At 61.3% G+C, this 26,557-nt stretch carries 25 protein-coding genes; 8 read left to right on the top strand and 17 right to left on the bottom strand.

Going from position 1 to position 26,557, the window contains the following annotated elements; genetic code table 11:
* Positions 1–147: 147 nt before the first annotated feature.
* The 5 genes from poxB to ACP7AL_RS02940 all read right to left on the bottom strand — a co-directional run bounded on the left by poxB (position 148) and on the right by ACP7AL_RS02940 (position 6,601).
* Positions 148–1,884, bottom strand: coding sequence for a ubiquinone-dependent pyruvate dehydrogenase (gene poxB / locus ACP7AL_RS02960; protein ID WP_425988698.1), 1,737 nt, complete (start codon positions 1,882–1,884; stop codon positions 148–150).
* 88 nt (positions 1,885–1,972) lie between these two features.
* Positions 1,973–2,959: an efflux RND transporter periplasmic adaptor subunit gene (locus tag ACP7AL_RS02955; protein ID WP_425988695.1), complete on the bottom strand. Its 987-nt coding sequence runs from the start codon at positions 2,957–2,959 to the stop codon at positions 1,973–1,975.
* Positions 2,956–3,165: a DUF1656 domain-containing protein gene (locus tag ACP7AL_RS02950; RefSeq protein ID WP_425988692.1), complete on the bottom strand. Its 210-nt coding sequence runs from the start codon at positions 3,163–3,165 to the stop codon at positions 2,956–2,958. Before ACP7AL_RS02950 ends, ACP7AL_RS02955 begins: the two co-directional genes overlap by 4 nt.
* Positions 3,162–5,216: an FUSC family protein gene (locus tag ACP7AL_RS02945; RefSeq protein ID WP_425988689.1), complete on the bottom strand. Its 2,055-nt coding sequence runs from the start codon at positions 5,214–5,216 to the stop codon at positions 3,162–3,164. The genes ACP7AL_RS02950 and ACP7AL_RS02945 overlap by 4 nt, the downstream gene beginning before the upstream one ends.
* Positions 5,217–5,269: 53 nt before the next feature.
* Positions 5,270–6,601, bottom strand: coding sequence for an epoxide hydrolase family protein (locus ACP7AL_RS02940; protein WP_425988687.1), 1,332 nt, complete (start codon positions 6,599–6,601; stop codon positions 5,270–5,272).
* Between ACP7AL_RS02940 and ACP7AL_RS02935 the strand changes: the two genes are divergently transcribed.
* Together ACP7AL_RS02935 and ACP7AL_RS02930 are read left to right on the top strand one after the other, a co-directional pair.
* Positions 6,600–6,902, top strand: coding sequence for a hypothetical protein (locus ACP7AL_RS02935; protein WP_425988684.1), 303 nt, complete (start codon positions 6,600–6,602; stop codon positions 6,900–6,902). The genes ACP7AL_RS02940 and ACP7AL_RS02935 overlap by 2 nt on opposite strands.
* Before the next feature lie 300 nt (positions 6,903–7,202).
* Entirely contained in the window at positions 7,203–8,390 is a 1,188-nt protein-coding gene (locus ACP7AL_RS02930; RefSeq protein ID WP_425988681.1) for a cupin domain-containing protein, read from the top strand.
* 282 nt (positions 8,391–8,672) lie between these two features.
* Here the strand turns inward: ACP7AL_RS02930 and ACP7AL_RS02925 are convergent, their stop codons facing one another.
* Positions 8,673–9,410 carry a helix-turn-helix domain-containing protein gene (locus ACP7AL_RS02925; protein WP_425988678.1) on the bottom strand — a complete coding sequence of 246 codons (738 nt, stop codon included), beginning with the start codon at positions 9,408–9,410 and terminating at the stop codon, positions 8,673–8,675.
* Between the two features lie 243 nt (positions 9,411–9,653).
* Between ACP7AL_RS02925 and ACP7AL_RS02920 the strand changes: the two genes are divergently transcribed.
* The 3 genes from ACP7AL_RS02920 (at position 9,654) to ACP7AL_RS02910 (ending at position 12,692) form a co-directional block, all read left to right on the top strand.
* Entirely contained in the window at positions 9,654–11,531 is a 1,878-nt protein-coding gene (locus ACP7AL_RS02920; RefSeq protein WP_425988675.1) for a PAS domain-containing sensor histidine kinase, read from the top strand.
* Positions 11,531–12,205: a response regulator transcription factor gene (locus tag ACP7AL_RS02915; protein WP_425988672.1), complete on the top strand. Its 675-nt coding sequence runs from the start codon at positions 11,531–11,533 to the stop codon at positions 12,203–12,205. Before ACP7AL_RS02920 ends, ACP7AL_RS02915 begins: the two co-directional genes overlap by 1 nt.
* 103 nt (positions 12,206–12,308) lie before the next feature.
* A complete protein-coding gene (locus ACP7AL_RS02910; RefSeq protein WP_425988669.1) occupies positions 12,309–12,692 on the top strand; it encodes a response regulator transcription factor in 384 nt (127 codons plus the stop codon).
* A gap of 170 nt (positions 12,693–12,862) precedes the next feature.
* Here the strand turns inward: ACP7AL_RS02910 and ACP7AL_RS02905 are convergent, their stop codons facing one another.
* From ACP7AL_RS02905 to ACP7AL_RS02895, 3 genes are all read right to left on the bottom strand, one after another.
* Positions 12,863–13,381, bottom strand: coding sequence for a helix-turn-helix domain-containing protein (locus ACP7AL_RS02905; RefSeq protein ID WP_425988667.1), 519 nt, complete (start codon positions 13,379–13,381; stop codon positions 12,863–12,865).
* Positions 13,382–13,694: 313 nt separating this feature from the next.
* The gene (locus ACP7AL_RS02900; protein WP_425988666.1) at positions 13,695–15,014 is read right to left on the bottom strand and encodes an alpha-hydroxy acid oxidase; all 1,320 of its coding nucleotides are present in this window, start codon (positions 15,012–15,014) and stop codon (positions 13,695–13,697) included.
* A gap of 238 nt (positions 15,015–15,252) precedes the next feature.
* Positions 15,253–16,140, bottom strand: coding sequence for a transcriptional regulator GcvA (locus ACP7AL_RS02895; RefSeq protein WP_006022300.1), 888 nt, complete (start codon positions 16,138–16,140; stop codon positions 15,253–15,255).
* Between the two features lie 112 nt (positions 16,141–16,252).
* On the opposite strand from ACP7AL_RS02895, the gene ACP7AL_RS02890 reads away from it, so the two are divergent.
* From ACP7AL_RS02890 to ACP7AL_RS02880, 3 genes are all read left to right on the top strand, one after another.
* Positions 16,253–16,465 (top strand): DUF1127 domain-containing protein, encoded by a 213-nt coding sequence (locus tag ACP7AL_RS02890; protein WP_425988663.1) that lies wholly within the window; start codon positions 16,253–16,255, stop codon positions 16,463–16,465.
* 87 nt (positions 16,466–16,552) lie between these two features.
* On the top strand, positions 16,553–17,194 hold the full coding sequence (locus ACP7AL_RS02885) for a GNAT family N-acetyltransferase (RefSeq protein WP_425988660.1): 642 nt from the start codon (positions 16,553–16,555) through the stop codon (positions 17,192–17,194).
* Between the two features lie 114 nt (positions 17,195–17,308).
* Positions 17,309–18,592, top strand: a complete 1,284-nt coding sequence (locus tag ACP7AL_RS02880) for an acetyl-CoA C-acyltransferase (protein WP_425988657.1) — start codon at positions 17,309–17,311, stop codon at positions 18,590–18,592.
* A gap of 3 nt (positions 18,593–18,595) precedes the next feature.
* Here ACP7AL_RS02880 and ACP7AL_RS02875 read toward each other — a convergent pair whose 3' ends face one another.
* From ACP7AL_RS02875 to ACP7AL_RS02840, 8 genes are all read right to left on the bottom strand, one after another.
* Positions 18,596–19,045 carry a GNAT family N-acetyltransferase gene (locus ACP7AL_RS02875; RefSeq protein ID WP_425988654.1) on the bottom strand — a complete coding sequence of 150 codons (450 nt, stop codon included), beginning with the start codon at positions 19,043–19,045 and terminating at the stop codon, positions 18,596–18,598.
* 16 nt (positions 19,046–19,061) lie between these two features.
* Complete coding sequence (locus ACP7AL_RS02870) at positions 19,062–20,090, bottom strand: peptidoglycan -binding protein (RefSeq protein ID WP_425988652.1); 1,029 nt, start codon at positions 20,088–20,090, stop codon at positions 19,062–19,064.
* Positions 20,091–20,103: 13 nt separating this feature from the next.
* Positions 20,104–21,099, bottom strand: a complete 996-nt coding sequence (locus tag ACP7AL_RS02865; protein WP_425988649.1) for a flagellar motor protein MotA — start codon at positions 21,097–21,099, stop codon at positions 20,104–20,106.
* A gap of 334 nt (positions 21,100–21,433) precedes the next feature.
* Positions 21,434–22,222 carry an inositol monophosphatase family protein gene (locus tag ACP7AL_RS02860; RefSeq protein WP_425988646.1) on the bottom strand — a complete coding sequence of 263 codons (789 nt, stop codon included), beginning with the start codon at positions 22,220–22,222 and terminating at the stop codon, positions 21,434–21,436.
* A gap of 82 nt (positions 22,223–22,304) precedes the next feature.
* Positions 22,305–23,429, bottom strand: coding sequence for a tetratricopeptide repeat protein (locus tag ACP7AL_RS02855; protein WP_425988643.1), 1,125 nt, complete (start codon positions 23,427–23,429; stop codon positions 22,305–22,307).
* Positions 23,430–23,435: 6 nt separating this feature from the next.
* The gene (locus tag ACP7AL_RS02850) at positions 23,436–24,116 is read right to left on the bottom strand and encodes a thiamine phosphate synthase (RefSeq protein ID WP_425988640.1); all 681 of its coding nucleotides are present in this window, start codon (positions 24,114–24,116) and stop codon (positions 23,436–23,438) included.
* A gap of 92 nt (positions 24,117–24,208) precedes the next feature.
* Entirely contained in the window at positions 24,209–25,276 is a 1,068-nt protein-coding gene (fba, locus tag ACP7AL_RS02845; RefSeq protein ID WP_006022290.1) for a class II fructose-bisphosphate aldolase, read from the bottom strand.
* A gap of 59 nt (positions 25,277–25,335) precedes the next feature.
* Positions 25,336–26,532: a phosphoglycerate kinase gene (locus tag ACP7AL_RS02840; protein WP_425989999.1), complete on the bottom strand. Its 1,197-nt coding sequence runs from the start codon at positions 26,530–26,532 to the stop codon at positions 25,336–25,338.
* Positions 26,533–26,557: the final 25 nt, after the last annotated feature.

Below are 26,557 nucleotides of genomic sequence, written 5' to 3'. Positions count from 1 at the left end.
CCTGCTGGGCGGGTTCTTTATTTGAAGCGAGCTATTGAAAACGCCGGCAGGAGAGCAACTGCCGGCGTCCATCACATCACTGTAGCTGGCGGCGACTTAAATTCGCCGCGCTTCGCTTCGCGGCCTCGCGACCCATAGATCAAATTCTCAGCGCCACAGATTTGTCTTGGCGAGGTCGATGACTTCGTCGGCGCGGCCGCTGATGATTGCCTTGGCCATGTACAGCGAGAAGCCTTTTGCCATTTCGATCGTAATGGAGGGCGGCATGGCGAGTTCAGTTCGGCTGACCACGGCGTCGATCAGAACGGGCCCATCATATGCGAGCGCTTCGGCGATACCCTGTTCGACCTCCGATGGATCTTCGAGGCGAATGCCGCGTATGCCGACCGCTTCAGCCATGACGGCGAAATTCGGATTCTTGAAATCAGTTCCGAAATTCAGGAAGCCGGTCGACTTCTGCTCCAGTTCAATAAAGCCGAGCGCGCTGTTGTTGAAGACCACAACCTTCACCGGCAATCCGAGCTGCGCGAGGGTCAGGAAATCACCCATCAGCATGGAGAAGCCGCCGTCGCCGGACAGCGAGATCACCTGTCGGCCGGAAAATGCAGCCTGCGCGCCGATGGCCTGCGCCATCGCGTTGGCCATCGAACCATGCCAGAACGAGCCGAGCAGCCGTCGCTTGCCATTCATTGTCAGATAGCGAGCGGCCCATACGGTCGGCAGTCCGACATCGCAAGTGAAAATTGCATCTTCCGTTGCATGGTCGCTTATGGCCTTTGCAATCTGCTGCGGATGGATCGGTCGTCTTCCCGATTTCACGTCGGCCAGTTCATCAAGCTGCCGACGCGACTTGGCGTAGTGCTTTTGAGCCTGTTTGAGATGGTGTTGGTCCGATTTCTGCTCGAGACGCGGCAGCAAGGCTTGCAGGGTCGTGCGAATGTCGCCCGCCACAGGAAGGTCGACCGCCGCGCGGCGGCCGAGATTCTCGGGGCGAATGTCAACCTGCGCGATCTGAACGTTGTTTCCTTCCGGATAGAACTGCCGGTATGGAAAGTCCGTGCCGAGCATGAGAAGGACGTCGCAGTCGCGGATGGCATAGTAGCCCGACGAAAAGCCGATCAGGCCGGTCATGCCGACATCGTATGGATTATCCCATTCGATATGCTCCTTTCCGCGCAGGGCATGGACGACAGGCGCCTGCAGCCTTCCGGCAACCGCCAGCAATTCGTCATGTGCCCCGGCGCAACCGGAGCCGCCGAGAATTGTCACCCGCGCGCCGTCATTCAGCATGGTTGCCAGACGATCGAGATCGGCGGCCGGCGGCACCGTCAACGGCTGCGGCGGGAGAAGTGCTGCGGCCTTGGACAGCGGCACGTCGGTGGCGGGCTGCAGCGCGACGTCGCCCGGAATCACCACAACCGAAACGCCGCGCTTGCCGACCGCCTCGCGGATCGCGACCTCGAGCGTGCGCGGCATCTGATTGGCGCCGGAGACCAGCTCGCAATAATGGCTGCATTCCTTGAACAGGGACTCGGGATGGGTCTCCTGAAAATAGGATGAACCGATCTCCGCGGACGGAATGTGCGCGGCGATCGCCAGTACCGGCATGCGCGAGCGATGGCAATCGAACAGGCCGTTGATGAGATGGAGGTTGCCCGGTCCGCAGCTTCCGGCGCAGACAGCGATTTCTCCGGTCAGATGGGCCTCCGCGCCGGCGGCAAAGGCCGCGACCTCTTCATGCCGGACGTGAATCCACTCGATCTTTCCCTGGCGGCGAATCGAATCGGTGAGGCCGTTCAGGCTGTCACCGACAATGCCGTAGATGCGCTTGACCCCTGCTGCGGCAAGCGTTTCGGCGAACTGATCTGCAACTGTGCGTGTCATGGTTGATTTCCTTTACGTCTCTGATGCGATGCGGCGGTACACATGTCCTGTGTGCAGGACGAAATGAACTGTTCGGCGTTCCGTTGGGTTAGCGCTCCTGGTAGGTGCTCATGACCTGATCCAGCCGCACGGGGACGATCCGGCTGTGACCCGAATGAGGTTCGCATCGTTCGTCGCGAACCTTGACGGATTTCAAGCTGCCGGTGTTCGATCCGAGTACTTCCACTGTCGCTGTCGCTCCGGAAACAAGTTCGCTGCGCGCGGCATCGTCGAGCGCGATCCGAACCGGAACTCGTTGCGCCAGCCGCACCCAGTTGAATGTCGGATTGACATTGGCAAGGAGGCTGCTTCCCGCACTCCGATCCCGATCTTCGATGCCCGCCGCAACGCTTTCCACGCTTCCGCGCAGCGTATGGTCACTGCCCATCAGCCGCACATTGGCAGCGTCGCCTGCACGGATACGCGCCAGCTTGGTTTCCTCAAAATAGCCCTCGACGCGAAGCGTGTCCGAATCGAGCAGCGCCATCACGCCTTTTCCGGAAGCGAGATAGGTCCCGGGTCTCAACTCCATGTTGGTGACGACGCCATTGACGGAGGCCCGCACCTCGCTGCGCTCAAGGTTCAGCTTGGCAAGGCTGAGGTCCGCGACGGCCTGGTCGTAGGCTGCCTTCGCCGAACCCTGGGTGGCAACGACCTGATCCAGCTTCTGCTTGGTGACGGCAACGTCGGGAGTGAGGGCGCTGTAGCGCTTCAGGTCGGCATTGGCCTGTTCGAGCATTGCGCGCCTGCCTTCCAGCACGGCTACCGCCTGGGCCTGCGCAATTGCATAGCGCGCCTGATCTATCCGGAAGAGTACATCGCCCCGCCGGACCTTTTGGTTGTCCTTGACAAGGACATCAGTGACGAAGCCCGAGACATCGGGAGCAATGGGCACGACATCGGCGCGCACGTGACCGTCGCGGGTCCAGGGCGCGTCGAAATAGTAGTCCCACAGTTTGTAGCCGGACCAGAGCGCGAGAGCCATCATCGCCCCGGTCAGAGTGAAGCGGCGCAGCAGATGCATAAAGATGCTCATGACAGAAACTCCTTGGAAACGAACACAAGGCCGGTGACCATGCAGACATAGAGTGCGAAATCGAACAGCGCCGGATGCCAGACCGCTCGGTAGACTCCGGCGCGCATCAGCAACTTGCTGGCGATGCGTGTGAGCACGCCTGCAACCACACCCCAGAGCAGCAGGCTGGGAATGACGATGCCGAAGAGATCAAGTTCGTACTTCATGCGATCAATCTCATCTCTTGAGGTTCATGCGGCTCATACTCCGGCGTCTCGGGAAATAGTCCGAAACGCATGCCTGTGAGAGCGATGAGCGCTTCATTGCGCGCCGGACTCGCGACTTCCTGCAACGTGATCGCAATCGCGTTATCGAGCGGACCAACCAGTTCACTCGAAAGCCGCCCGGCTGTTTGAGTTCGGAAGGCCGATCCGAGGCGATCGACGAGGGCATCGATCATTCGCCTTGCGTGGTATGACAGTTCGGGATTCGCTCGGCGCAGATCAATGATGTTCAAGGCGGTGCGAAGCTGACGAAGATGGGCGGCGTTGCTCCTTGCCTCGGCAGGAACCACCGTGATCCGCGTTGCCAGCAGGGCAAGGCGGTGCTGCATAAGGCTGGCGATGGCCACGCTTTGCTGCCACGTCCGGCCCTCGGTGACCGTGGCCAGCGTCTTCCAGTTGCTGGAGAGCAGGCGTTCCGCCACCCACTCCGAAACGGACAGACGGACAATTCCGCTGACAATGGCGGTGAGTACGACGCCAAAAAAGAGCGATACGCTGCCGTTGGCAAAGGACGCGAAATCGCCGGTGTAAGATGAATTCAGCGCCAGGTGTACCGAGGTGAAGATGGCAAGAAATGTGCCGGCGCGTGCAGTGGCCGGGCGTGCCGACATCCAGCCGAACAGCACGAATGCCGGCATCAGCGCGGCGATCAGCATCTCGAGAGTTGTGATCCGCGGCAATATGCCGAACATGTAGATTCCGTTGACTGCAATGACCAGCAGGATGATCTTGTAGAAGTTGCGGTATGTCGGAAGCGGATCGTCCACGCCGGCAAACAGGCTGCCGAGGACGGCCGCGAATATCGCGGCTGATTCGCCGTCGACCCAGCCCGTGGCAATCCAGAACGTGCAACAGGCGAGGATCGAAAACGCGGCCGTGGCCGCGCTCCACAGCGCAAGCCGGTAGTCGCGGTGCTGGACGGAAGCGGTCAATGTGTCGGGAATGAAGGCGAGCGGCAGGAAGTCCGGATCGCTGCCGTCGGCAATCGCGTTGCGCAGGAGCCGGCAATCCAGCGTGATGTCAATGAGATTCCGCAGCCGCAAAGCATATGCGGCGGTCATGGCGTTGACCCATGTGGCGTCCGCATCGAGTTGCGAAAGCTCCTCGCCAAGCGAGCTGCGCAATTGCGTTGCTTCCTGTCCTGCCTGACCGCTCTTGGCGAGCCAGTCCGCGACTCTCGCGCTGAGCGCAGCCATGCGCGCGCAGGCTTCCGCATGTGAGGCAATTCCTGTCTGACGATCCTCGATGGCCGCCAGCAGAGGAAGAAGCCACAGCATATGTTGCTGAAGCCGTTGCAAGCCGCGCGCGATGTTTGCGGATGTGGAAATCTCGTAGCCGAGGTGCCGGCTGAGCTGGTCGATTTCCGAGGCGGCTGCCGCGAGCTGCATCCGCTGGCTGTCGCGCTCCTGATTGTTGTCGCGGCGGGTCAGCGTATCGATGGCGAGCCGGCGTGCGCCGTCGAGCCACGCGTCCGCCTGCGCTGCAATCGTGGCGGCGACGGTTCGCGGCAGCACAAGGATCGAGAAAACGCTGGCGCAGGCGATGCCAAGCAGGATTTCCTGCACGCGGGCCGACACGATATCGAATGTCAGTTGCGGTGTGGAAAGGATCGGAAATCCAAGGAGTGCGACCGTGTAGCCCGCCAGCATGAAGACGTAGCTGCGCGGCGTTCCGTCGATCAGCGACAGGTAGAGGAATACGCCGACCCAGAGCGCGATAGCTACGCTGAGCAGTTCGGGGGCATTGACGAGGTTCGGAATCAGCAGGATCGTCCCCGCAGCTCCGATCAGTGTTCCAAGCATGCGATAGACGGCCTTGGACCACGTCGCTCCGATGAGCTGGCTTGATGTGATGTAGACGGAAGTCATCGCCCAGTAGGGACGCGGCATTTCCAGCAGAAGCGCGAGGGAGAATGCCAGCATTGCAGCCGCAAATGTCCTCAGCGCGAAAACGAGCGCTGCATGTCGGGCGCAGAATGCCGAAATCCGGTTCATGATGGAACATGTGTGAAATGGCGGCGCGGCATTCGCTCGCGCCGCCGGTTGAACTACGAAGCGTTTCGGAGCGAACGGAACGACGTACGCATTTCGTCGACGAAGAGTTCGGGTTGCTCCCACGCGGCGAAGTGGCCGCCCGTGCTCATCCTGTTGTAGTGAATGAGCCTGGAATAGGCGTCCCTGGCCCAGCTATGCGGCGCGGTGTAGATCTCGTCGGGGAATGCGCTGACTGCGACGGGAATCTTGACGCCTCTGCTATCGAAGAAGCCGGCGGTCGAGACCTGATGCGTGTCCCAGTAGAGGCGGGCTGATGAGACAGCGGTGTTGGTGAGCCAGTAGAGCGTGATGTTGTCGAGAACATCGTCGCGCGAGAGTCCTTCCTTCTGTCCATTGAAGACGCGGGTAATCATCTCCTCGCTGCGGGCGTCATGATCGAGCATCCAGGCTGCGAGCCCGACAGGCGAATCGGTCAGCCCGTAGAGGGTCTGCGGACGATTCGACATCTCGATGGCGTAACCCAGCCCCTTCTTGTAGAAGACGTCGAGTTGATCCCATGCCTGTTTCTCCTCGCCGGTAAGACCGGCAGGCGGCGCCTGGTTGAACGACAGGGCTCTCGAAACCTCGGGCGGAACTGTCGCCGGCATGTTGGTGTGAATGCCGAGCAGCCCGACCGGCTCCTGCAATGCCATCGTTTCCGAGACGGCATTACCCCAATCCCCGCCCTGCGCCACGAACTGCTTGTAGCCGAGCCGCCGCATCAGGGTCGTCCATGCACGCGCAATGCGAACAGGAGTCCATCCGGGCTCCGTCGGCTTGCCGGAAAATCCGTGTCCGGGAAGCGAGGGGATGACGAGGTCGAACGCATCCGCCGCGGTCCCGCCATGGGCCGTCGGGTTGGTCAGCGGTTCGATAATCTTCATCTGTTCGATGATCGAGCCCGGCCAGCCATGGGTGACGATCATCGGCAGCGCATTCGAATGTTTCGAGCGAACGTGGATGAAGTGAATATCGAGTCCGTCGATCTCAGTGATAAACTGCGGCAGGCTGTTGAGCCGCGCCTCGACCTTCCTCCAGTCATGGTGGGCGTACCAGTACTTTGCGAGCTGTTGAACAGTCTTGAGCCGCACGCCCTGGGAATCGTCAGCGACCGTCTCCCTGTCGGGCCAGCGTGTCGCTGCGATGCGCCGCCGAAGATCGGCAATCTGCTCTTCGGGAATGTCAATGCGGAACGGGTGGACGGCCTCACTGGCTTCAGCCGCGACGGCAGGCGGCCCGGAAGAAAGCAGACTTGAGGTGCTGAGGGATGCGATGCCGATTGCAGCGGTCCCTAAAAGCCGGCGGCGATCGTGATTGATGACTTCATTGTTCGAGTTCGTAGTCATGGATATCTCCTGGTCCGGAACTGGCTGTCAGCAAAACTGGCGAATGAGCGAGAGCAGGCTGCATGGACGCAGAGCGATCCTGCCCGGTGGCATTCCGGCGCGGCATCGCCAAGGATGTCGCAAGGCTCATCACGCGGGCCGCGAGAACGAGCAAGCTGGCGACATCCCTCATTTGGATGGCAACCAAGACAGCGCTGATCGAACAGACCAGCTCGCTTTGCATGCAGCGCGTGAAGAGGCGAATCCGGCCAGCGTGCTCGTGTTGAGATCGGAAGAACGACACGACTATCTCCTGGCATGATTGGCCGGCGATCGAATGGTTCGGTCGTTCGTATATGTGAGGTCTTGTCAGCCGCGGCTTTGCACGAATTGCCGGGCTGTTGTCGCCCATTGCTGTCGAAGATCGTCTCGAAGTCCGGCGGGAAATCGTGATGCGCTCTCGAACCCGGCTTTTGCCTTTGCTCCATCCGCGGATTCATGGGGCAAGGAATGACAAAGCGACAGCATGCCGAGCAAAGGCGTTGATCGCTCAACCGCCTATCGTCTCCTGATGGAAGAAATGCCGCAGTTGCGGCCCCACGATTGAACACAGGAGAATGTCATGAACCCCATGTCACGCCGCCATATCCTTGCTGCCAGCGCCGGAGGTCTTCTGACGGCGTCTGCACTGACAAATGCACAAGCCGCGTCATCCCAGTTCAAGGCGGGTGACGGCGGCATCGCACGGCAAGCGGTCGAACTGCCGCCTGGCGACAAAGTCACCTACCACGATCCGAAGGATGTGGCCGCGCTTCCCGATTTCCGCTTCCCGCTCGACGGCAACATTCCGAAAGTGACCTCGGGCGGCTGGGCGAAAGAAGCCACCGTCCACCAGTTCCCCATCAGCAAGGGGATCGCAGGCGTCCACATGTTCCTCGATCCCGGTGCATCGCGCGAACTGCACTGGCATGCGATCGCAGCGGAATGGGCCTTCGTGATCGACGGCCGCTGCCAGACGGTGGTACTCGACCCGTCGGGGGCAAGCGAGATCAACAACTATGGACCGGGTGACCTCTGGTACTTCCCGAAGGGACATGGTCATTCGATCCAGACGATTGGCGACAAGCCCTGCCACTTTATCCTGTCTTTCGACAACGGCGCGTTCTCCGAACACGGCACATTCTCCATCACCGACTGGATTGACGTGACGCCCAAGGATCTGCTTGCCCTCGACTTCGGCTTGCCCAAGGATGTGTTTGACGCTTTCCCCAAGGGTGAAACCTATATCCAGGCGGGGCCGGTCCTGCCGGTCTCCGACGCGCTCGATGCGCCCTGGCCACGGGAGTCGACGCACAAGTTCAGCCTGCTGCACGACAACCGGGCTGTGCGCGATTTCGACGGCGGGACTTTCCGGCTCGCGACGGTCGATGAGTGGCCAGCCTCGAAGACCATGTCGGGCGGCTTGATGACCCTCAAACCCGGCGCCATCAAGAAGCTGCACTGGAACGTGAACGCCAACGAATGGCACTACTATCTGCGCGGTAAGGCGCAAGTGGTGATGTTCGGCTCGGGCGGACGCAGCAAGGTCGCCGAGTTCAACCCGGGTGACGTGGCCTACATTCCGCAGGGCTACGGGCACGCCATCAGGAACATCGGTAACGAGGATCTCGAAATCGTCCAGACCTGGGATAACGGCAAGTTCGAGGAAATTGAACTCAACAAGTGGGTGCAATCCAGCCCGCGTTACCTGTTGAGCAACAACTTCGCCGGCGTGCCGCAGTCAACGGTGACCAAGCTCAAGCAGGCATAGCGGTCGCCTGCCGAGGCCGGCAGAAAATACCGAACCTGGGTGGAGCCGGCAAAATGACCGGCTCCAAGGTTAGCGCAGTCGCCCTGTGTTTCGAGATTCTCGGGGCGTGCCGCCAACAGCCTTTCCTTTGTGTGAGAGTTGCCGCTCCGCCCATGAATTTCTTGGTGCCAATCGGATGCTCTGACCTTGGTCAGCGGCATCCGAGTCAACGATGCGGAGTTTCGTGCGGCGCGCGAAGCGCCCACGTCCGTCGGACTTTTCTGCGGGATTTGTTGAAGCCGGTTACGAGAGTCCCTCGCGATTAGCAGGCAGGGGGCTGCACATCGCGAGATGAGCGCAGCGCCATTGATGAGGCGTGTCGCCGGTAAAACGTTTGAACGTTGTCGTAAAATGCGCCTGCGTCTGGAAGCCGACCTCCAGCGCGATCTCCGCCAGCGGCATGTCACCTTGCTTTAGCAGATCTTCGGCTCGCTCAATCCGGCGTCTCAGCAGGAGTTCGTGGGGGCGCTGCCCGGTTGCGACCCGGAACTGGGCAGCGAAGTGCATCCTGCTCAGACCGGCGACGGCGGCCAGGTCTTCCAGACCGATCTTTTTCGCAAGATTGTGGTCGATGAATTCGAGCACGCGCTTAAGGCGCCATTTCTGAAGGGATCGCGCGTTGCGGCCCCGATTGGACGGCTGTTCTGCCTGCCGGATCGCCTGGTAAGTGACGATTGCAAGACGCAGCGCATCAGCGCAAATGCCGGAATAGGTGTCGTGCGCGGATTCCGCTGCGACGAGAGCTTCGGTGAGGCGCCGGATGACTGAATCCCGGGTCGATTCGCCTGTCTCCATCATGATCGGCTGGTCCGTCTTGATCGACAGCGCAATATCCAGATTCTGAAGGGCAAGAATGACGTCGCCGGACGTTGCCCGACTGGTGTAATTTTTCGCCGGCGTGTGATTGATCCGGAGGATCTCGATCGACTGCGGGTCAACCCTGGTTGCCTGTTGCGTCGCAGGAAGCGATTGCAGCACCATAATGAATTTCCTTGCCTCAGGCCTGTTCGAAAGCCGTGCTGGCAAGGTATTTCATCGCCCACCAGCCACCATTCTACGCGCGGTTGATGGATTTAGGTTGTAGGTTTGGCCGCATCATACCTTGGTATGCGGTGAAACTATCCTGGGGGCGAACCTTCATGCGGCCTGGGGCGGCTGTTATATTGCCATCAATCTCGATGTCGAATTGCACGAATCTTGGTGAGGGCCGCCTATGAGCAGGCGATGGATTTTTCGATGAGCCGTGCGGCGTATCGGATATCGGCAGCCGTCCTTGCGGGCGTGGTTTTCCTTGTCGATATTCTCACGCCGCTTGAGGGCGCTGTTGCTGTCGGTTACGTCGTCGTCATCCTCCTGGCGGCGCGAACGATGCAACGCGCGGATGTTCTCGTTGCGGCATCAGGCGCTGTCGTCCTCACGATTTTAGCTTATCTGTCGGCACATCATCTTGCTCTTGATTCTGCCGCGCTACGCTTGCTGATGAGCTTTGCCGCCATCGGCATTACGATGGCGCTCGCATTGCAGAACCAGGCGGCAACAAAGCGGCTGTCAGATCAAGCGCGCTTACTCAACCTTTCGCATGACATGATTTTTGTCAGAAACCGGGCGGGGGTCATCACGTTCTGGAACAGAGCCGCGGAAGAGACCTACGGCTGGCCTGGCGGACTCGCCATAGGCCGGGTGGCGGACGATCTGCTACAGACCACCTATTCGACCGAGAGGAATACCATTGAGATCGCGCTCCTCTATGCCGGACGGTGGGAGGGCAAGGTCAAGCAGCGCACGAGGGCTGGTACCACGCTGACGGTGGATGCGCGGTGGGTCTTGCAGCGCGACCGCCTTGGCAATCCGATCGCCGTGCTGGAGAGTTATACCGACATCTCCGAGAGCATCGCGGCACATGACGCTCTGGTGCAAAGCGAGCGGCGTTACCGGCGGATGTTTGATGCCAGCCGTATCGGTGTCGCGGAAGAAGACTGGACCGGGGTTCGGCAGGCGCTGAATTCTTTGGACGTCGATGATGCGGAGTTGGCCGATTATCTGGCGCGACACCCCGGCTTCGTCAAGCAAGCCAGGTTGCTGGCGAAGATCAGGGAGGTCAATCCGGCGCTGCAAGCGATGGTGGGAGCCGAAAGTTCTTCAGATTCTGTAGGATGCGTTGATCATATCCTGCCAAACAACGACAGGACTTTCATCCATGCCTTGCTGTCCTTCGCACGGAAGGACCCCTTCTATGAAGGGGAGACCGAGGTGATGCATGCGGACGGCCATCGCATCCCGGCAATTTTTACGATTACGTTCCCGCCCGACGATGACCGCAACGTGCTGGTTTTCGTCGTCGATGTGACCGAGCGCAGGCGGGCTCAGGACGCTCTTCAGGCGGCTCAATCGGAGCTTGCCCGCGCTGCACGCGCCGCAACACTGGGTGAACTCAGTGCATCCATCGCTCATGAGGTCAATCAACCGCTCGCGGCAATCGTGACCAGCGGCGAAGCCGGCTTGCGGTGGCTTCAGCGGGATACTCCCGATCTGGAAGAAGTGTCCGCTGCGATGTGCAGAGTCGTGGATGAGGGCAGGCGCGCCGGAGCGATCGTCACCCGTATCCGTGGTTTTGTCGAGAAGGTCCCGGCGCCGAAGGATATGTTGAAGATCTGCGACATCATCGCGGACGCGGCCTTGCTGGTTGAGCGTGAGCTGGCGAAGAGCGAGGTTGCCCTGTCATTCACTGCATCGCAGGAGTTGCCTCAAATCCGTGGCGATCGAGTTCAGCTTCAGCAGGTTTTTGTGAACCTGTTTATCAATGCGGCCCAGGCGATGGCTGGACAAAGTACGCCTCGCCATATCTCTGTTGCCGCGGATACGGCAGATGACAGCGACATCGTCATTACGATCACGGACACCGGCCCTGGCATCGCAACGAACGATCTCACGCGGCTATTTGAGCCTTTCTTCACGACGAAGCACGGAGGCATGGGAATGGGGCTTGCGATCTGTCGCACGACGATGGAAGCTCATGGGGGACAGATGACTGCCGAGAGTCCATCCGGCCTTGGGGCGACCTTTCGTTTGAGGCTGCCGGCCGTCCAACTTCCAGCTCCCTAATGAAGCTACCGATTGACAGCAAGGGTGCCGAGACCGGGTCGTCACCGGCCACGGTCATTATCGTGGATGATGACGCGGCCATTCGCGCCTCACTCGACAGCCTGTTTCGCTCTGTGGGCCTCTCGACCCGCCTGTTCGGCTCTCCGGCCGAACTGCTGGCTGGTGCAATGCCGGCCGGCCCGGGCTGCATTGTTCTGGACGTCCGGCTTCCCGGCGTGAGCGGGCTCGATCTTCAGGGCCAACTGGCCCGTCAGGGACTCGATTTTCCGATCATCTTCATGACAGGGCACGGGGACATCCCGATGTCGGTCCGAGCCATGAAGGCGGGCGCCATAGACTTCCTTGCGAAGCCGTTTCGAGATCAGGACATTCTGGATGCCGTCACAGCGGCACTGGAACGCGATGTTCAGCGCCGCAGCATCGCCACGGCAAAGGGTCAGCTCCTCGCCGAATACGCTGCGCTGACGGCCCGCGAACGCGAGGTCATGGGGCACGTGACATCCGGGTTGATGAACAAGCAGGTCGCCGGCCTTATGGGCCTCAGCGAGATTACGGTCAAAATCCATCGCGGCAATGTGATGCGCAAGATGAACGTCAAATCGCTGGCGGATCTTGTGAGGAAGGCGGAAGCGCTCGGGCTGTCTCGCAAGGGCGGAGGTGAGGACCAAACCTGAGTATAGTTTCGGCGCGTCAGGCATGCGTGCATAAAGGAATGGATTACCGCCGCACGATCCCCATCGGCCGCTCGTGTGCTGTAGGTGGTCAGGATGCCAGCCCATGCCCAAAGCACCGACTATAGCGATTGTGGACGATGACGAGGGGGTTCGCACCTCCCTGGCGAGTCTGGTGCGCTCGCTTGGGTATAGCGTGCGCACGTATCCATCCGGCATTGATTTTATGCAAGATTCGCTCGATCCGGATTGCATGATTGCCGATATCCAGATGCGTGTGATGACAGGCGATGAGATGCAGGCGCTCCTCGTCGCGACGGGTCGGCGATTTCCGATCGTTTTCATGACGGCTTTCCCGACGGAATCCATGCGGCAGCGTGTCATGGAGGCGGGCGCCTGTTGCTATCTCAGCAAGCCCGCGAGCGGCGATGAGATCATACGGTGTCTGGAAGACGCATTGGCGGACGGACATCCACAGCGGTCCCGGTAAGTTCGATCTGTCCAATCATTTACCGCGGTCTCGGCTCTGACTTTCGAAATCAGATGTGGTCTTCGACATGATTTCGGAGGTCAGGCCGCGTTCGGTCTGCCGGATAAATTTCCGACTAACCAGCCATTGCGATGTTCTCCGTCCGCATTCAGCGAACAGGGTTGACGTCGTTACCACACCACAGCTTCGGCAATCGAAACTCCCTTTCGCCAGCCAAATTGCTGACGATACTGGCCGGGAGCCAGTCCCGTCGCGCGCTTGAACGCGCGCGTGAAATTGGCCTGACTGGAAAATCTGAACGAAAGCGCAATATCGATCAAGGATCGATCGCCCTGACTGAGCAAGGCCTTGGCCCGCTCGAAACGCCGCTTGCTGACATAGCGAAGGGGAGAACACCCGACAGCCTGCTTGAACTTTCGGGAGAAGTGGAACCGGCTAAGGCACGCAACCGAAGCCATACGATCAAGATCAAGATCGTTTTCAAGATTTGTCTCGATGAAGTCCAGCACCCGGATCAGCCGGCGGCGATCGAGCCCCTTTCCTGAAAAGGAAACGGCAGCTTGATGCGCTTTTGCATCAAACTGTGTTTGAACAAACCTTGTTGCTTCGTCGAGTAAGGCCCGAAGAGATGCGGGAATATCCAGGTTCCCACTCTTGTTAAATTCGCTCGTCAGTTCCGCCTTGATCATGTTGGTCTCCTGCTAAGGCTAGGACACCTTCTTAGCGAGCAGACCAAACTCCTTTCTTCCGCCTTCGACTGTCTGATTTCGTGTTTGCACGATCCCTGTTGCTCAAAGCCATCGTGGCACATCTGATGGTGGACGATCACCTGCCTCGCGAGCCTGGCCAGGCGAATTTCCAGAGTTATCGCAGGAACGAGGGGGTGTTACGGTAACAGATCTCAATGGATTCAATGGTTCAGCCCAAACCACGAATCTGGAGGGGAGGAGCTCGAATCTCTTCGGGCGTCATTTCCACCGTCCCGCGTCGGAAGTTTTGCGGCTAGGCCCGCGTAACCGTATCTCGCGTGATCTGACCGACATTAAGTGCGCCCGTTTGGCGCATGATGGTGATGAATTCGTCGTCCAGAATTTGGAGCACGCGGTCAACGCCGGGTTCGCCGAATGAGGCGAGACCCCACACATAGGGGCGGCCAATGCCGACGGCCGCCGCGCCGACGGCAAGCGCCTTCAGGACATCGGTGCCGCGACGCACGCCGCCATCGATAAGAACCGGAATACGGCCGCTTATCGCGTCCACGATTTCAGCCAGAACACCGATCGTGGCCTGTCCGCTTTCCTCGGCGCGTCCGCCGTGATTGGAAACGAGAAGACCGTCCACGCCGTGGCGCAACGCTTCCTTGGCGTCTTCGCCGGTGACAATGCCCTTCAGCAGAAGCTTGCCCTTCACGATCCCGCGCAGCCGATCGACGAAGTCCCACGTCATGCCGGTGCCGTAAAGATTATTGACCTTCGAAACGTCGAGGCCGGCGAAGTTGGCCTTGCGGCTGACTTCATTTGCAAAGCCGGGCGTGTGACAGCCCGAACAGTCGCGCTGATCCTGACGCCGCATACGGAACAGATCCTCGGTATTGCGTCCGCCTTGCCGATCGACCGTAAGGACGATGGCGGGACAACCTGCCGCTTCGGCGCGGCTCACCAGTGCCTGCGTCACGGTCCAGTCATCTGTCGGATAAAGTTGAAACCAGGCCGGTGAGCCGTGCGCCTTGCTCACGTCGGCGATGCTCGCGTTGTCGACTGTCGAGAGGATCATCTGATGTCCGCGCTTGCCGGCGGCGCGAGCCGCTGTGACTCCCGCCTCCGGATCGTAGGCGCCCAGACTGCTGACCGGGCAGAGGAAGATGGGGCTGCGCCAGGTTTCACCGAAAATTTTCACGCTGGTATCGACCTTGCGGGCGTCGATCAGCCGTTTCGCGCGGATATTGTAATGAGCGTAAGCGGTGTGATTGGCATCGCGTGTGACGTCGCCGTCCACTCCGCTTTCCAGATAACCCCAATGTGCCGGCGCATCTTGAGCCAGCACGGCTTTCTTCGCCGCAGGCTCGAACTCGAACACATTCAACGCGTCCCCCGGGGCGGTGATGATCCCGTCCGGACCAAGCGCGCGGCGCGAGCCGCGCAGGACGTCGTAACTCTGCGCAAGCGCCCGGTCCGGCATGGAAGCAAAAACCGATGCGATGGCGGAGGTGACCGTCGGGGTCGCGACAAGCGGGCTCGCTGCCAGAAAATTCAGGAATTTGCGACGCGCAATCATTGTGTGTTCCGAAGTTTCGAGCGAGGTGAGCGGCATCGACTTTTCCATGGCGATCCTCCCTGATCGATGTAATTCAAAGCAGAGATACGGCTGCTTGATTTCCCGACTTCACGGCAGAGGAGAAGTGATCACGGTCGCCAAGTTGATGTCAAAGTGAAAACGACTACCCGGTGCGGGATAGAGCTTTTTTTGCGTCGCAGTCGCTGCACCGCCTCGCGGGCGTGATCGTGGCTGCATGTCGTCGCAGTGTCATGCAAATCTTGGGATTTTTTGACCGGCATGGCTGTTACTGCTTCGCCGCCGTTCTCAGCCAGTCGCGAAACAGGTTGAGTTTCGGGGTCGCCGGCCTGTCTTGCGGCGTCACGAAGTAGTAGCCCGCCGACGGCATGGAGACATTGAACGGCACCACCAGGCGTCCATTCGCAACGTCGTCCGCGACATAGGCGGTGTGACCCATGGCGACGCCGAGACCGTCGATGGCGGCCTGAATGGTCATGAAGGCCAGATCGAATGTCAGCCCGCGGTTTTGCGACAGGTGCGCGGGCAGGCCTGCTGCGGTGAGCCAAAGGCGCCAGTCGTCAATGGTGCTGGACGTATGCAGTAGCGTGGCATGCTCCAGGTCTTCCGGCCGCCGCAGCGCGCGTTCGCCAGTCAGGAGTTTTGGGCTGCAAACCGGAAACAGATGTTCGGCCATCAGCCACTCGGCGTCCAGCCCCGGCCATCGTCCCTGTCCGTACCGGATCGCCGCGTCGACATTGCTGGTGCGGAAATCCACCAGTTCGGTCGAGGTGGTGATGCGAACGTCGATCTCCGGATGCTGTTCCTGAAAGGACGACAATCTGGGCAGCAGCCATTTCACCGCGAGCGATGTCAGGGTGCTGATCGTCAGCACGCGATCGTCGCCCTTACGCAGCAGGCGGTCGGTGGCGGTGCGCAAATCCTGAAACGCGGCACGGATGCCCGGCAGATATTCGGCGGCCTGCGGCGTCAGCGCCAGCGCGCGGCTTTGCCGGATGAACAGCCGGATGCCGAGTTCTTCCTCCAGCCGCCGGATCTGGTGGCTGATGGCGGTCTGGGTGACGTTCAACTCCTGCGCAGCCTGGGTAAAGCTGAGGTGCCGTGCGGCGGCCTCGAAAGCGCGCAAACCGTTCAGGGAAGGAAGTCTGGCGGTCATCGGCGCCTCTAACGCATGAGATTATCTCATATTACAGGGGACAAGCTATCGTTTGTCAATGGGGGGTCGCGCGCCGATATTCGCACCATCAGATTTATTTCAGGAGGCTACGATGTCTGCTCACACCACCAATTTGATGACAAATCATCATCACTCAACGATGCACCCGGTCGCCGCTGCGATCTCCGACCTGTTCCACACCTGGGCCGAGCGCTCCAAGCGCCGGGCAGAACTGGCCCGCCTGAGCGACAGGGACTTTCACGACGTCGGCGCGAGCTGGAGCGACTTCGCCTACGAAGCCAGCAAGCCCTTCTGGCGCGAGTAAGCGCCTGACGCGAGTCTGATCCGCCCTTGTCCTCCTCCCCGGATCAGACTCGCTTTTTCCTCTCACATGAAGCCGATGGAGCGCGTCATGCAGGCCGAACCTGATCATCGCTTTGTCCTGAGCAACCTCGGCCGTTACACCGATGTTGTCCGGCTGAAAGATGGCAAGCCGCTGACGGTTCGCTTTATCGAGCCAAAAGATGCTGACGGGCTGCTGTTCTACTTCCGCTCGCTGTCGCGCCAGTCGCGTTACAATCGCCTGATGGGCGCCGCGAGCGAGTTGCCGCCATCGGAACTCGACAAGGCGCTTCATATTGGCGAGGCCAGCCGTTATGCGGTCATCGCCGAGATGAAGGTCGACGGCGTCGAGACCATTGTCGGCGAGTCCCGCTACAGCTACGACCCGGAAACGCAGAAAACTGAATTCGGACTGTCGATCGGTGACGCCTGGCAGGGCCAGGGCATCGGCTCCGCCATCCTGTCGAATCTCGAATGCCGTGCGGCGGCGCTCGGTGCATCGCGTCTGTTCGGCGAAACCTTCCGCAACAACGAGCAGATGATCGGGCTCGCGCGCAAGGCCGGTTACTCTTTCATGGCAGCCCCCAGCGACTGGCGGCAGGTGCGGTTCGAGAAGCCGTTGCATCGCGCCGCCGAGATACCTTGTGCGAGCTGGAAGCAGGCCGCGATGGCGGGCTGGCTGCCGAACGAAGCGCTGCTGGCTGTGCACTGATGTCCTGATGTTATGGCCCCGGCGCGCTTCGCGCGCCGTCGGCTTGTATGCCCTCCGCCGGATCGAATAGTGTTCAAAAGGCGCCGGTTCCGGCGTTCGATCCGGGAGTATCTGATGGCGCAATCCGTAAAAACCGATATCTGGCTGGCCGCAGGCCTGCGTACGCCGTTCGCGAAAGTCGACGGCCCGCTGAGCGGCGTGGACGCCATCGCGCTGTCGGTCCCGGTGGTCAAGCATATGGTCGAGCGGCTGGGCGGCGGCAAGCCGGATTTCGCGGTGTGGGGCAACGTGGTGCCCAACCTGACCTGGAGCAACATCGCGCGAGAGATTCTGATGGATGCTGGGGTCGATCCGACGGTGCCGGCCTATTCCACCGTGATGGCATGCTCGACCAGCATGATGGGCGTCTTCGAGGCTGCCGGCATGATCGATGGCGAGGTCCGCAATCTCGCACTGGTCGGCGGCGTCGACAGCCTCAGCCAGGTTCAGCTCGGTCTCGGCATGTCGCTGTCGAACTGGGTGCGCCAGTTCCAGACCGCGCGATCGCTGGGACAAAAACTCACCCACGCCATCGATCTCAAGCTGAGCGACGTGCGTCTTTACATTCCGGCGGTCAGCAATCGCACCACCGGCATGAGCATGGGCGAGCACACGGAGATCACCGCCAAGGTCTGGAACATCTCGCGCGAGGCGCAGGACCAGATCGCGCTGGAGAGCCATCAGCGCGCAGTCGCCGCATGGGATCGCGGGTTCTTCGATGGCCTCGTCATTCCGTTCGACGGTGTGAAGCGCGACACCATTCCGCGCAAGGACACTTCTCTCGAGAAGCTGGCGCGGCTGTCGCCCTCATTCGATCGCACCAGCGGGAAGGGCACGCTGACCGCCGGCAATTCGTCGCCGCTCACCGACGGCGCATCGAGCATCTGGGTGGCTTCGCAAAAGGGATTGGAGAAGCTTCCCTCCAGCACGCCGCGCGTGAAACTGATCGACTGGGAAATCGCGTCGGTGGATTTCCGCACCGAAGGCCTCTTGATGGCGCCGCCCTATGCCATCCCGCGGCTGCTGGCGCGGCATTCGCTGACCTATGCCGACATTCAGCTCTGGGAAATCCATGAAGCGTTCGCGGCGCAGGTGCTTGCGCATATCAAGGCGCTGGAGAGCCCGGAGTTCATCCGCGACAAGGCCGGCGTCAAAGCCGATTTCGGCAAATTTCCGCGCGAGCGTATGAATCCGAACGGTGGTTCGACCGCACTCGGCCATCCGTTCGGTGCGACCGGCGCGCGCATCCTCAGTCAGGCCGTCAAAGAGCTGGCGGCGATGCCGAAGGGCAGCCGCGCCATCGTCAGCATTTGCGCCGACGGCGGGCAGGGCACCGTGGCACTGCTGGAGGCGGCCTGACGTTCAGGGCTTCCAAGCCATGCCGTAGACTTTGCGTCCCGACACCGGATTGACGTCGTCATGGGTGTGGACAAAGCCGTTGCGCTCGTAAAAGCGGATGGCGCGGGTGTTGTCGGTATTGACCAGCAGCGTGATGCCACCCGGCGACATCGCCTTGGCCTTGTCCATCAGCACGTTGCCGAGATCCGATCCCCATGCTTCGGGCGCGACCACGAGCTGGTCGAGATAACCCGATGCATCGATGGTAACGAAGCCGGTCATCGCGCCGTTCTGTTCGGCGACGACGATTTGCGCAACCGGCACCAGTTCATCGCGCCAGCGCGCGCGCCAGCCTTGCAGCCGCTGCGCGAAATCGATCGATGGATAGGCCAGGCTCCAGGTGCGAAGCCACAGGCCGATCGCCGCGTCCTCGTCCTCGGCGACGTATGGCCGCAGCGTGAACGATGCACTCATGATCGCAGCAAGCGGATCATCGCTCGGTCAGCTTCAGTTCGATACGGCGGTTGCGCTTGTAGGCTTCCTCGGTCTTCTCCGCATCGAGCGGCTGGAATTCCGCAAAGCCTGCCGCGACCAGACGCTGGGCCGGCACGCCGAGCGAAACCAGATACTGCACCACCGAGATGGCGCGCGCCGATGACAACTCCCAGTTCGATTTGAACTGCGGGCTGTTGATCGGCCGCACGTCGGTATGACCATCGACGCGCAGCACCCAGGCGATTTCCGCTGGAATCTGCTTGTCGAGATCGATCAGCGCGGTGGCGAGCTTGTCGAGTTCAGCACGGCCTTCCGGCAGCAGCAGCGCCTGTCCGGTGTCGAAGAACACTTCGGACTGGAACACGAAACGGTCGCCGACAATGCGGACATCCGGGCGATTGCCGAGAATGGCGCGCAGCCGCCCGAAGAATTCGGAGCGATAGCGCGACAGTTCCTGCACGCGCTGGGCCAGCGCCACATTGAGCCGCTGGCCGAGATCCGCGATCCGGGTCTGGGACTCCTTGTCGCGTTTTTCCGATGCGTCGAGCGCTTCCTCGAGCGCCGCCAACTGGCGGCGGAGCGCACTGATTTGCTGGTTCAGCACCTCGATCTGCGCCAGTGCCCGCGCGGAGACCTGCTTCTCGGAGTCGAGCGCCTTGCCGAGTTCGTTGGCGCGGCCCTGCGCGCTCGCGCCTGCACCGGCGAGGCCGTCATACAGCCCTTTGACCCGGTCGCGCTCAGCCTCGGCGGATGCAAGCCCCGCGCGCATCTGCGAAAGCTGATCGTCGAGGTTCAGCTTGCCGAGCTTTTCCAGCGACAGGAGCTCGTTGAGCTGTGCGATCTGGGCGTTCAGCCGCTCCAGCGCCTTGTCCTTGCCGGTGACCTCCTGCGACAGAAAGAACTGCACCACAAGGAACACCGACAGCAAAAACACGATGGCCAGAACCAGCGTCGACAGCGCGTCGACGAAGCCCGGCCAGTAATTGAAGCCGCTGTCGCTGCGGCGTGAACGCGAAAGCGCCATAGGCTGTCTCCGGTCAGTTGGTCTCGGGCTGCCGCGCGAGACGTTCCAGCAGCGCCTTGATTTCCTTGTTCTGCTCGCCCTGGCCGTCGGCCCATTCGCGGATCAGTTGCTGCTCGGTGCGCATATGATGCACGAGGCCCTGGATCGCTTCGGCGAGATTGGCCATCGCGGTGGTGGCGGTGCGGTTCGATCCCATTTCCTCGACAGCCAATCGCAGCCGGTCGAGCGCCGGATTGAGATCGCCGTTCACCGCGTGGCCGTCGGCGGAATATTCCTGCACGGTCTCCGCCATCCAGTCTTCGAGGTCGGTGTAGAAGCGGTTCTGCGCCTGGCTCGATTGCAGATCAAGAAAGCCGAGGATCAGCGAGCCGGCGAGGCCGAACAGCGACGACGAGAACGAGATGCCCATGCCACCGAGCGGGGCGGCGAGGCCTTCCTTCAGCGTGTCGAACACCGAGCCGGCGTCGCCGCCGACCTTCAGACCCTCGATCACCTTGCCGACCGACCCGACGGTCTCGATCAGGCCCCAGAATGTGCCGAGCAGGCCGAGAAACACCAGAAGTCCCGTCATGTAGCGCGACAGGTCGCGCGCTTCATCGAGGCGGGTCGCAATCGAATCCAGCATATGGCGCATGGTCTGCTGCGAAATGCTCATGCGCCCGCCGGTGCGGTGGCTGAGCATCGCCGCCATCGGCGCCAGCAGCTTGGGCCGGCGGTCGACCGCAAGGCCGGGATCGGAAATGCGGAAACTGTTGACCCACGAGATTTCAGGATAAAGTCGGATCACCTGCCGGAAGGCGAGGATGATACCGATGGCCAGCACGCCGGCGATCAGCGCGTTGAGTCCGGGATTGGCGAGAAACGCCACCCAGATCTGCTTGTAGAGCACGACAACAAGAAGGCCGCACAGAACGAGGAACACCAGCATCCGGACCAGAAAGATGCGCGGTGTCGACAGTTTTGTGACAACGATATCGGCTGCAGTGCTGGAGGCGGGAGTCTTTGCCATGGCGGATATTCAATCCTTGTCCGTGGAACGTGTCGGGCATCAATATGGCACAGCGGGGGCGGGAAAAAAGACACCATCGCCGATTTGACCCCAACTGCGGAACCGCGCCCGAACTGGCGCGGGTAACAATCGCGGTCTCGGTCAATTGCTGAGGCGAGGATATGATCCGGTTTTTCCGGGAAGGATTCGTCTCACCGGTAATTCAGGGTGGATCGAACGCTCTCTCTCCTCAATCCGAGGAGAGAAGATAAACCCAGCACGGTGTTCATGTGATCGGGATGGCCGGGACAAAAGGGCGTTCACGCCTGTCTTCGGCAGGCTATGACAACCGCTATCAGAGCGGCTTGAGAATTTTCACCAGTTCACGCTGGATTGTCTCGTTGCCGCAGACGACATGACCGGTGGCCATTGCGGTGTCGCCGCCCTCGATGCCGCTGACGACGCCGCCGGCTTCACGCACCATGATCAAACCGGCTGCGATGTCCCACGGCTGGAGATTGCGCTCCCAGTACCCATCGAGGCGTCCGGCGGCGACGAAGGCAAGATCGAGCGATGCCGCGCCAAAGCGGCGCAGCCCCGCGACGCGATTTTGCATCTCGGCCATTTCGCGGCGGGAGAGTTCGTGATCGCCACGCCCGATATGCGGCAGGCCGCAGGCGACTACGCACTCGCTGAGTTGCTTGCGACCGGCGACGCGCAGGCGCTGGTCGTTCAGGAACGCGCCCTTGCCGCGTTCGGCGATGTAGAGTTCGTCATTGGCGGGATTGTAGATCACGCCCGCGATGATGGTGCCCTCGCGCTGCAATCCGATCGAGATCGCGAACTGCGGAATGCCGTGCAGGAAATTCGTCGTGCCGTCGAGCGGATCGACGATCCAGGTGTTCGCCTTGTCGGTACCTTCGCGCGTGCCGCCTTCCTCGCCAAGAAAGCCGTAACCCGGACGGGCCTTGGTCAGATCGTCGTAGAGCATCTGCTCCGCACGCCTGTCGGCGAGCGATACGAAGTTGGCCGGACCCTTCAGGGACACCTGAAGGTTTTCGATCTCGCCGAGATCGCGCTTGAGGCTGCGGCCGGCGCGGCGCGCGGCCTTGACCATGACGTTGATGAGCGCTGAATGAAGCATTGTCTCGGCTTGCTGGATGAAGTGTGGGGCTGGTGTTGCGGATAAGCGCTGGCGCGTCAAGAGTAATGGCGGTGGTTATTGCTCATTTCGCGCCGAACCATTTCCTGGCGAGGTCTTCGGATTTCGCTTTTTCTATCGGAGATAACTGCGCAAATTTGGCGTCGAGGTCCGGATCGCCGTTCCCGGCGGTCTTCGCGATCAGATGCCACTTGAAGCCCTGCACCTTGTCGACCGGAACACCGAGTCCGTCGACGAGAATGCGCGCCAGGCGATTTTGCGCGATCGGACTGTTCTGCCGGGCTGCCCGGTTCAGCAGCGCGATGGCGGTAGGCACATCCTTGGGCGTGCCGGTGCCATTGTAGAGCGCAATGGCGTACTCGACCTCGGCATCGAGATTGTCGACCATCGCTGCGGCGCGCATCAGCTTCGCGGCTTCGGCGAGATCCTTCTCCACGCCGCGCCCTTCCTTGTAGAAAGTCGCGAGTGCATATTGCGCTTCCGGGTTTCCGGCATTGGCCGCCTGACGGAACAGTTCGGCGGCGCGCTTGATGTCCTGCGGGAAGACCTGTCCTTCAAGGTAGAGCAGCCCGAGATTGTAGGCGGCCGCGGCCTTGCCGAGCTTGGCGGACGATGCCAGCAGCCGCGCGCCTTCGTCGCGATTGGCGGGACCGCCGCGTCCGGCGATCTTCATCATGCCGAGCGCGAACATTGCTTCGCGGTCGCCGCGGTCGGCGGCCTGCTTGTACCATTCCGCTGCCTTGGCATCGTCGCGCTTGATGCCGAGCGCGTTGGAATAAAGTTCGCCGAGCAGCGTCATCGATTTCGGATCGCCGGTTTCCTGGGCGCGCTTCAATGCGATGTTGAAGGCCGTACGGTAAAGGCCCATCTGGTAGGCGCCGTAAGCGAGATCGGCATTCGGATCGTCCGGAGCAGCAGGCGCCGCAGTCTTTTCGGGCGCGCCTTTCTTCTGCTGTTTCGGTGCATCGGGTTTCGGCGCAGCCGCCTTCGGCGGCGCTGCCTTAGGTGCCGCGGCCTTAGGCGCTGCGGACTTCGGAGCGGGCGCTTCCGGCTTGATCGGCTCCGGGAAAGGATTGGGAGCGCCTTGCGCGAGGGCATTCGCCGAGAACGCCACAACACCGGCAACGGCCGATGCAAGAAGTCTTGCACGAGCGGCTGCGAGGGGCGTGGCACGGCGAAGCGCGGTCATCGCGGCTTATCCTCCCGTGACCGTGGCGTGCGCGAGAGACGCCTCGAAGCCGCGCGCCACTGCCTGGCCGGCCTCAATCAGGACCGCCTGCGCGCCGCGCGAATCCTGCCAGATGAAATCGCCCACCAGAACAAAATCCGCGCCCGCCGCCGCGAACATCTGCGCCTCATCCAGCGTTGTGGCAAAGCCCACGCATGGAGGTTCGAACAGTTCGGCCCACCAGTCCAGCCGTTCGCAGATCGCGTCCGCAGAAGGGCGCTCGCCATTGGCATCCGGTTCGCCGAACAGCACGTAATCCGCGCCCGCTTCACCGGCCACCATCGCATCGTGCCGCGTGACAAGGCCTCCGACACCGAGAATGCGATCCGGCTTCAGCGAGGGCATCGCCTCCTGCATCGCCTCGATGCCGCTGACGTTCGCGCCATCCGCGCCGGAGCGCGCGACCTGTCCGAAATGTTGATCGATCAGCAGTGCCGCACCGGCCGTCTGAACCGGCTTTGCAAGCGCCTTGGCGCGCTGGATGATGCTGCGCTCATCGCCAGGCGCAAGGCGCAGCAGAACGGCGGCGACATCCGCCGCAGCCAGCAGCGCCGGTAGTTCGGACACAAGCTGCGCGGGATCGGCAACGACGGGTGTTGCGAGATAGAGACGAGGCGCGGGGCGCGGCGGGGGAGGTTTGGTGGCCATGATGGCGGTGTGATGCTCGTGTGAGGTCGGAACAGATCACCGGACTGCGGCCAAAAAAGGGGCGGGATCGTGTCCCGCCCTCATGCTGAACGTCAGGCGATCTTCGGGTCGAGTTCGCCCTTGGCGTAACGCTGCGCCATCTGGGCGGTGGTCAGAACCTTTTTGATCTTGCTGGCCTGGCCTGCGGTGTTGAACTCCTGCAAGCGCTGCTTGCAGAGCCTGGTCATCGCTTCCATCGCAGGCTTCAGATACTTGCGTGGATCGAACTCGCTCGGATTCTCCTGCAGAACCTTGCGGATCTGGCCGGTCATCGCCATGCGGTTATCGGTGTCGATGTTGATCTTGCGCACGCCGTTCTTGATGCCGCGCTGGATTTCGGCGACCGGCACACCCCAGGTCGGCTTCATCTGGCCGCCGAACTTGTTGATGATGTCCTGCAGATCCTGCGGCACCGACGACGAGCCGTGCATCACCAGATGTGTGTTCGGCAGCTTGCGGTGAATTTCCTCGATCACGTTCATCGCAAGGATGTCGCCGTCCGGCTTGCGGGTGAACTTGTAGGCGCCGTGCGAGGTGCCCATCGCGATCGCCAGCGCGTCGACCTGGGTTTCCTTGACGAACTTCACGGCTTCATCCGGATTGGTCAGAAGCTGGTCGTGGGAGAGCTTGCCCTCGAAACCGTGACCGTCTTCCTTCTCGCCTTCGCCGCTTTCGAGCGAGCCGAGCACGCCGAGTTCGCCTTCCACCGAAATGCCGCCGAGATGGGCCATGTCGGTGACGGTCTTGGTCACGCCGACATTGTAGTCCCAGTCGCCCGGCGTCTTGCCGTCGGCCTTGAGCGAGCCATCCATCATCACCGAGGTGAACCCGGCCTGGATCGCGGTCATGCAGGTGGCGGGTTCGTTGCCGTGATCCAGATGCACGCAGACCGGAATGTGCGGATAGATTTCCGTCACCGCGTCCATCATGTGCTTGAGCATCACGTCGTTGGCGTAGGAACGTGCGCCGCGCGAGGCCTGGATGATCACCGGCGCATCCACGGCATTGGCGGCTTCCATGATGGCCAGCGCCTGTTCCATGTTGTTGATGTTGAATGCCGGCACGCCGTAGTCGTTCTCGGCGGCATGATCCAGCAATTGACGCAACGTGATGCGGGCCATGGGTGCGTATTCTCCGTCGTCTTGAAGGCAGCGCCAAGGGCGCCAGATCCGTTGAAAATTTAGCGTACTCTCAAAACTTCGACGCCGGGCAAAGGTTTCCCTTCCATCCACTCCAGAAAGGCGCCGCCTGCGGTCGAAACGTAGGTGAAATCGCGGCCCACGCCAGCGTGGTTCAACGCCGCAACGGTGTCGCCGCCGCCGGCGACTGACACCAGCTTGCCGGCTTTGGTGCGTGCTGCTGCATACTTGGCGGCTTGGACCGTACCGCGGTCAAACGGCGACATTTCGAACGCGCCGAGCGGCCCGTTCCACACCAGCGTCGCGGCGTCGTCGATGGCGGCATCGATGCGCTTGATCGACTGCGGCCCGACGTCGAGGATCATGCCGTTGGCGGGAATCGCGTCGAGGCCATAGGCATGGGACGGCGCGTTGGCCTCGAATTTTTCTGCAACCACCGCATCGACCGGCAGGATGATCGCGCAGTTGGTGGAATTGGCCTTGACGAGAATGCGCAGCGCCGTGGTGGCGAGATCCTTTTCGCAAAGCGAATTGCCGATATCGACGCCCTGGGCGTGCAGGAAGGTGTTGGCCATGCCGCCGCCGATCACCAGCGCATCGACCTTGCCGACGAGGTTTTCCAGAAGATCGATCTTGGTCGAGACCTTCGACCCGCCAACAATGGCGATCACCGGATGCACCGGCTCTTCCAGCGCTTTGCCGAGCGCGTCGAGCTCGGCTTCCATGGTCCGGCCGGCATAGCCCGGCAGCACGCGGCCGAGACCTTCGGTTGAGGCGTGGGCGCGATGGGCGCAGGAGAACGCGTCGTTGACCCAGATGTCGCCGAGCTTCGCAAGCTGCGCGACGAAGGCCGGATCGTTCTTCTCTTCGCCGGGATGAAAGCGGGTATTCTCGAGACAGAGGATCTCACCATTCTTCAGGCCGGCGACGGCCTGTTCGGCGATCGGGCCGACGCAGTCGGGCGCGAACTCGACATGGTGCTTCACAACGTAACCCAGTGCGGTAGCGACCGGCTTCAGCGAGTCCTTCGGGTCCGGTCCCTTCGGCCGGCCGAAATGCGCAAGGATAATGACTTTGCCGCCGGCTTCCGACAGTTCGATGATGGTCTTGGCGATGCGTTGCAGACGCGTGGTGTCAGACACGCGTCCATTGTCCATCGGCACGTTGAGGTCGACGCGCAGCAGCACGCGCTTTCCCTTCACGTCGACATCATCGAGGGTGCGAAATCCGGACATCAGGACTCGTTGCGACTAACGGGTTGCG

The sequence above is a fragment of the Afipia sp. DC4300-2b1 genome, assembly GCF_049895725.1.
GTDB classification, from domain to species: Bacteria; Pseudomonadota; Alphaproteobacteria; order Rhizobiales; family Xanthobacteraceae; genus Afipia; species Afipia broomeae.
The sequence above is the reverse complement of the archived record's forward strand: the minus strand, read 5'-3'. Positions and strand labels throughout refer to the sequence as shown.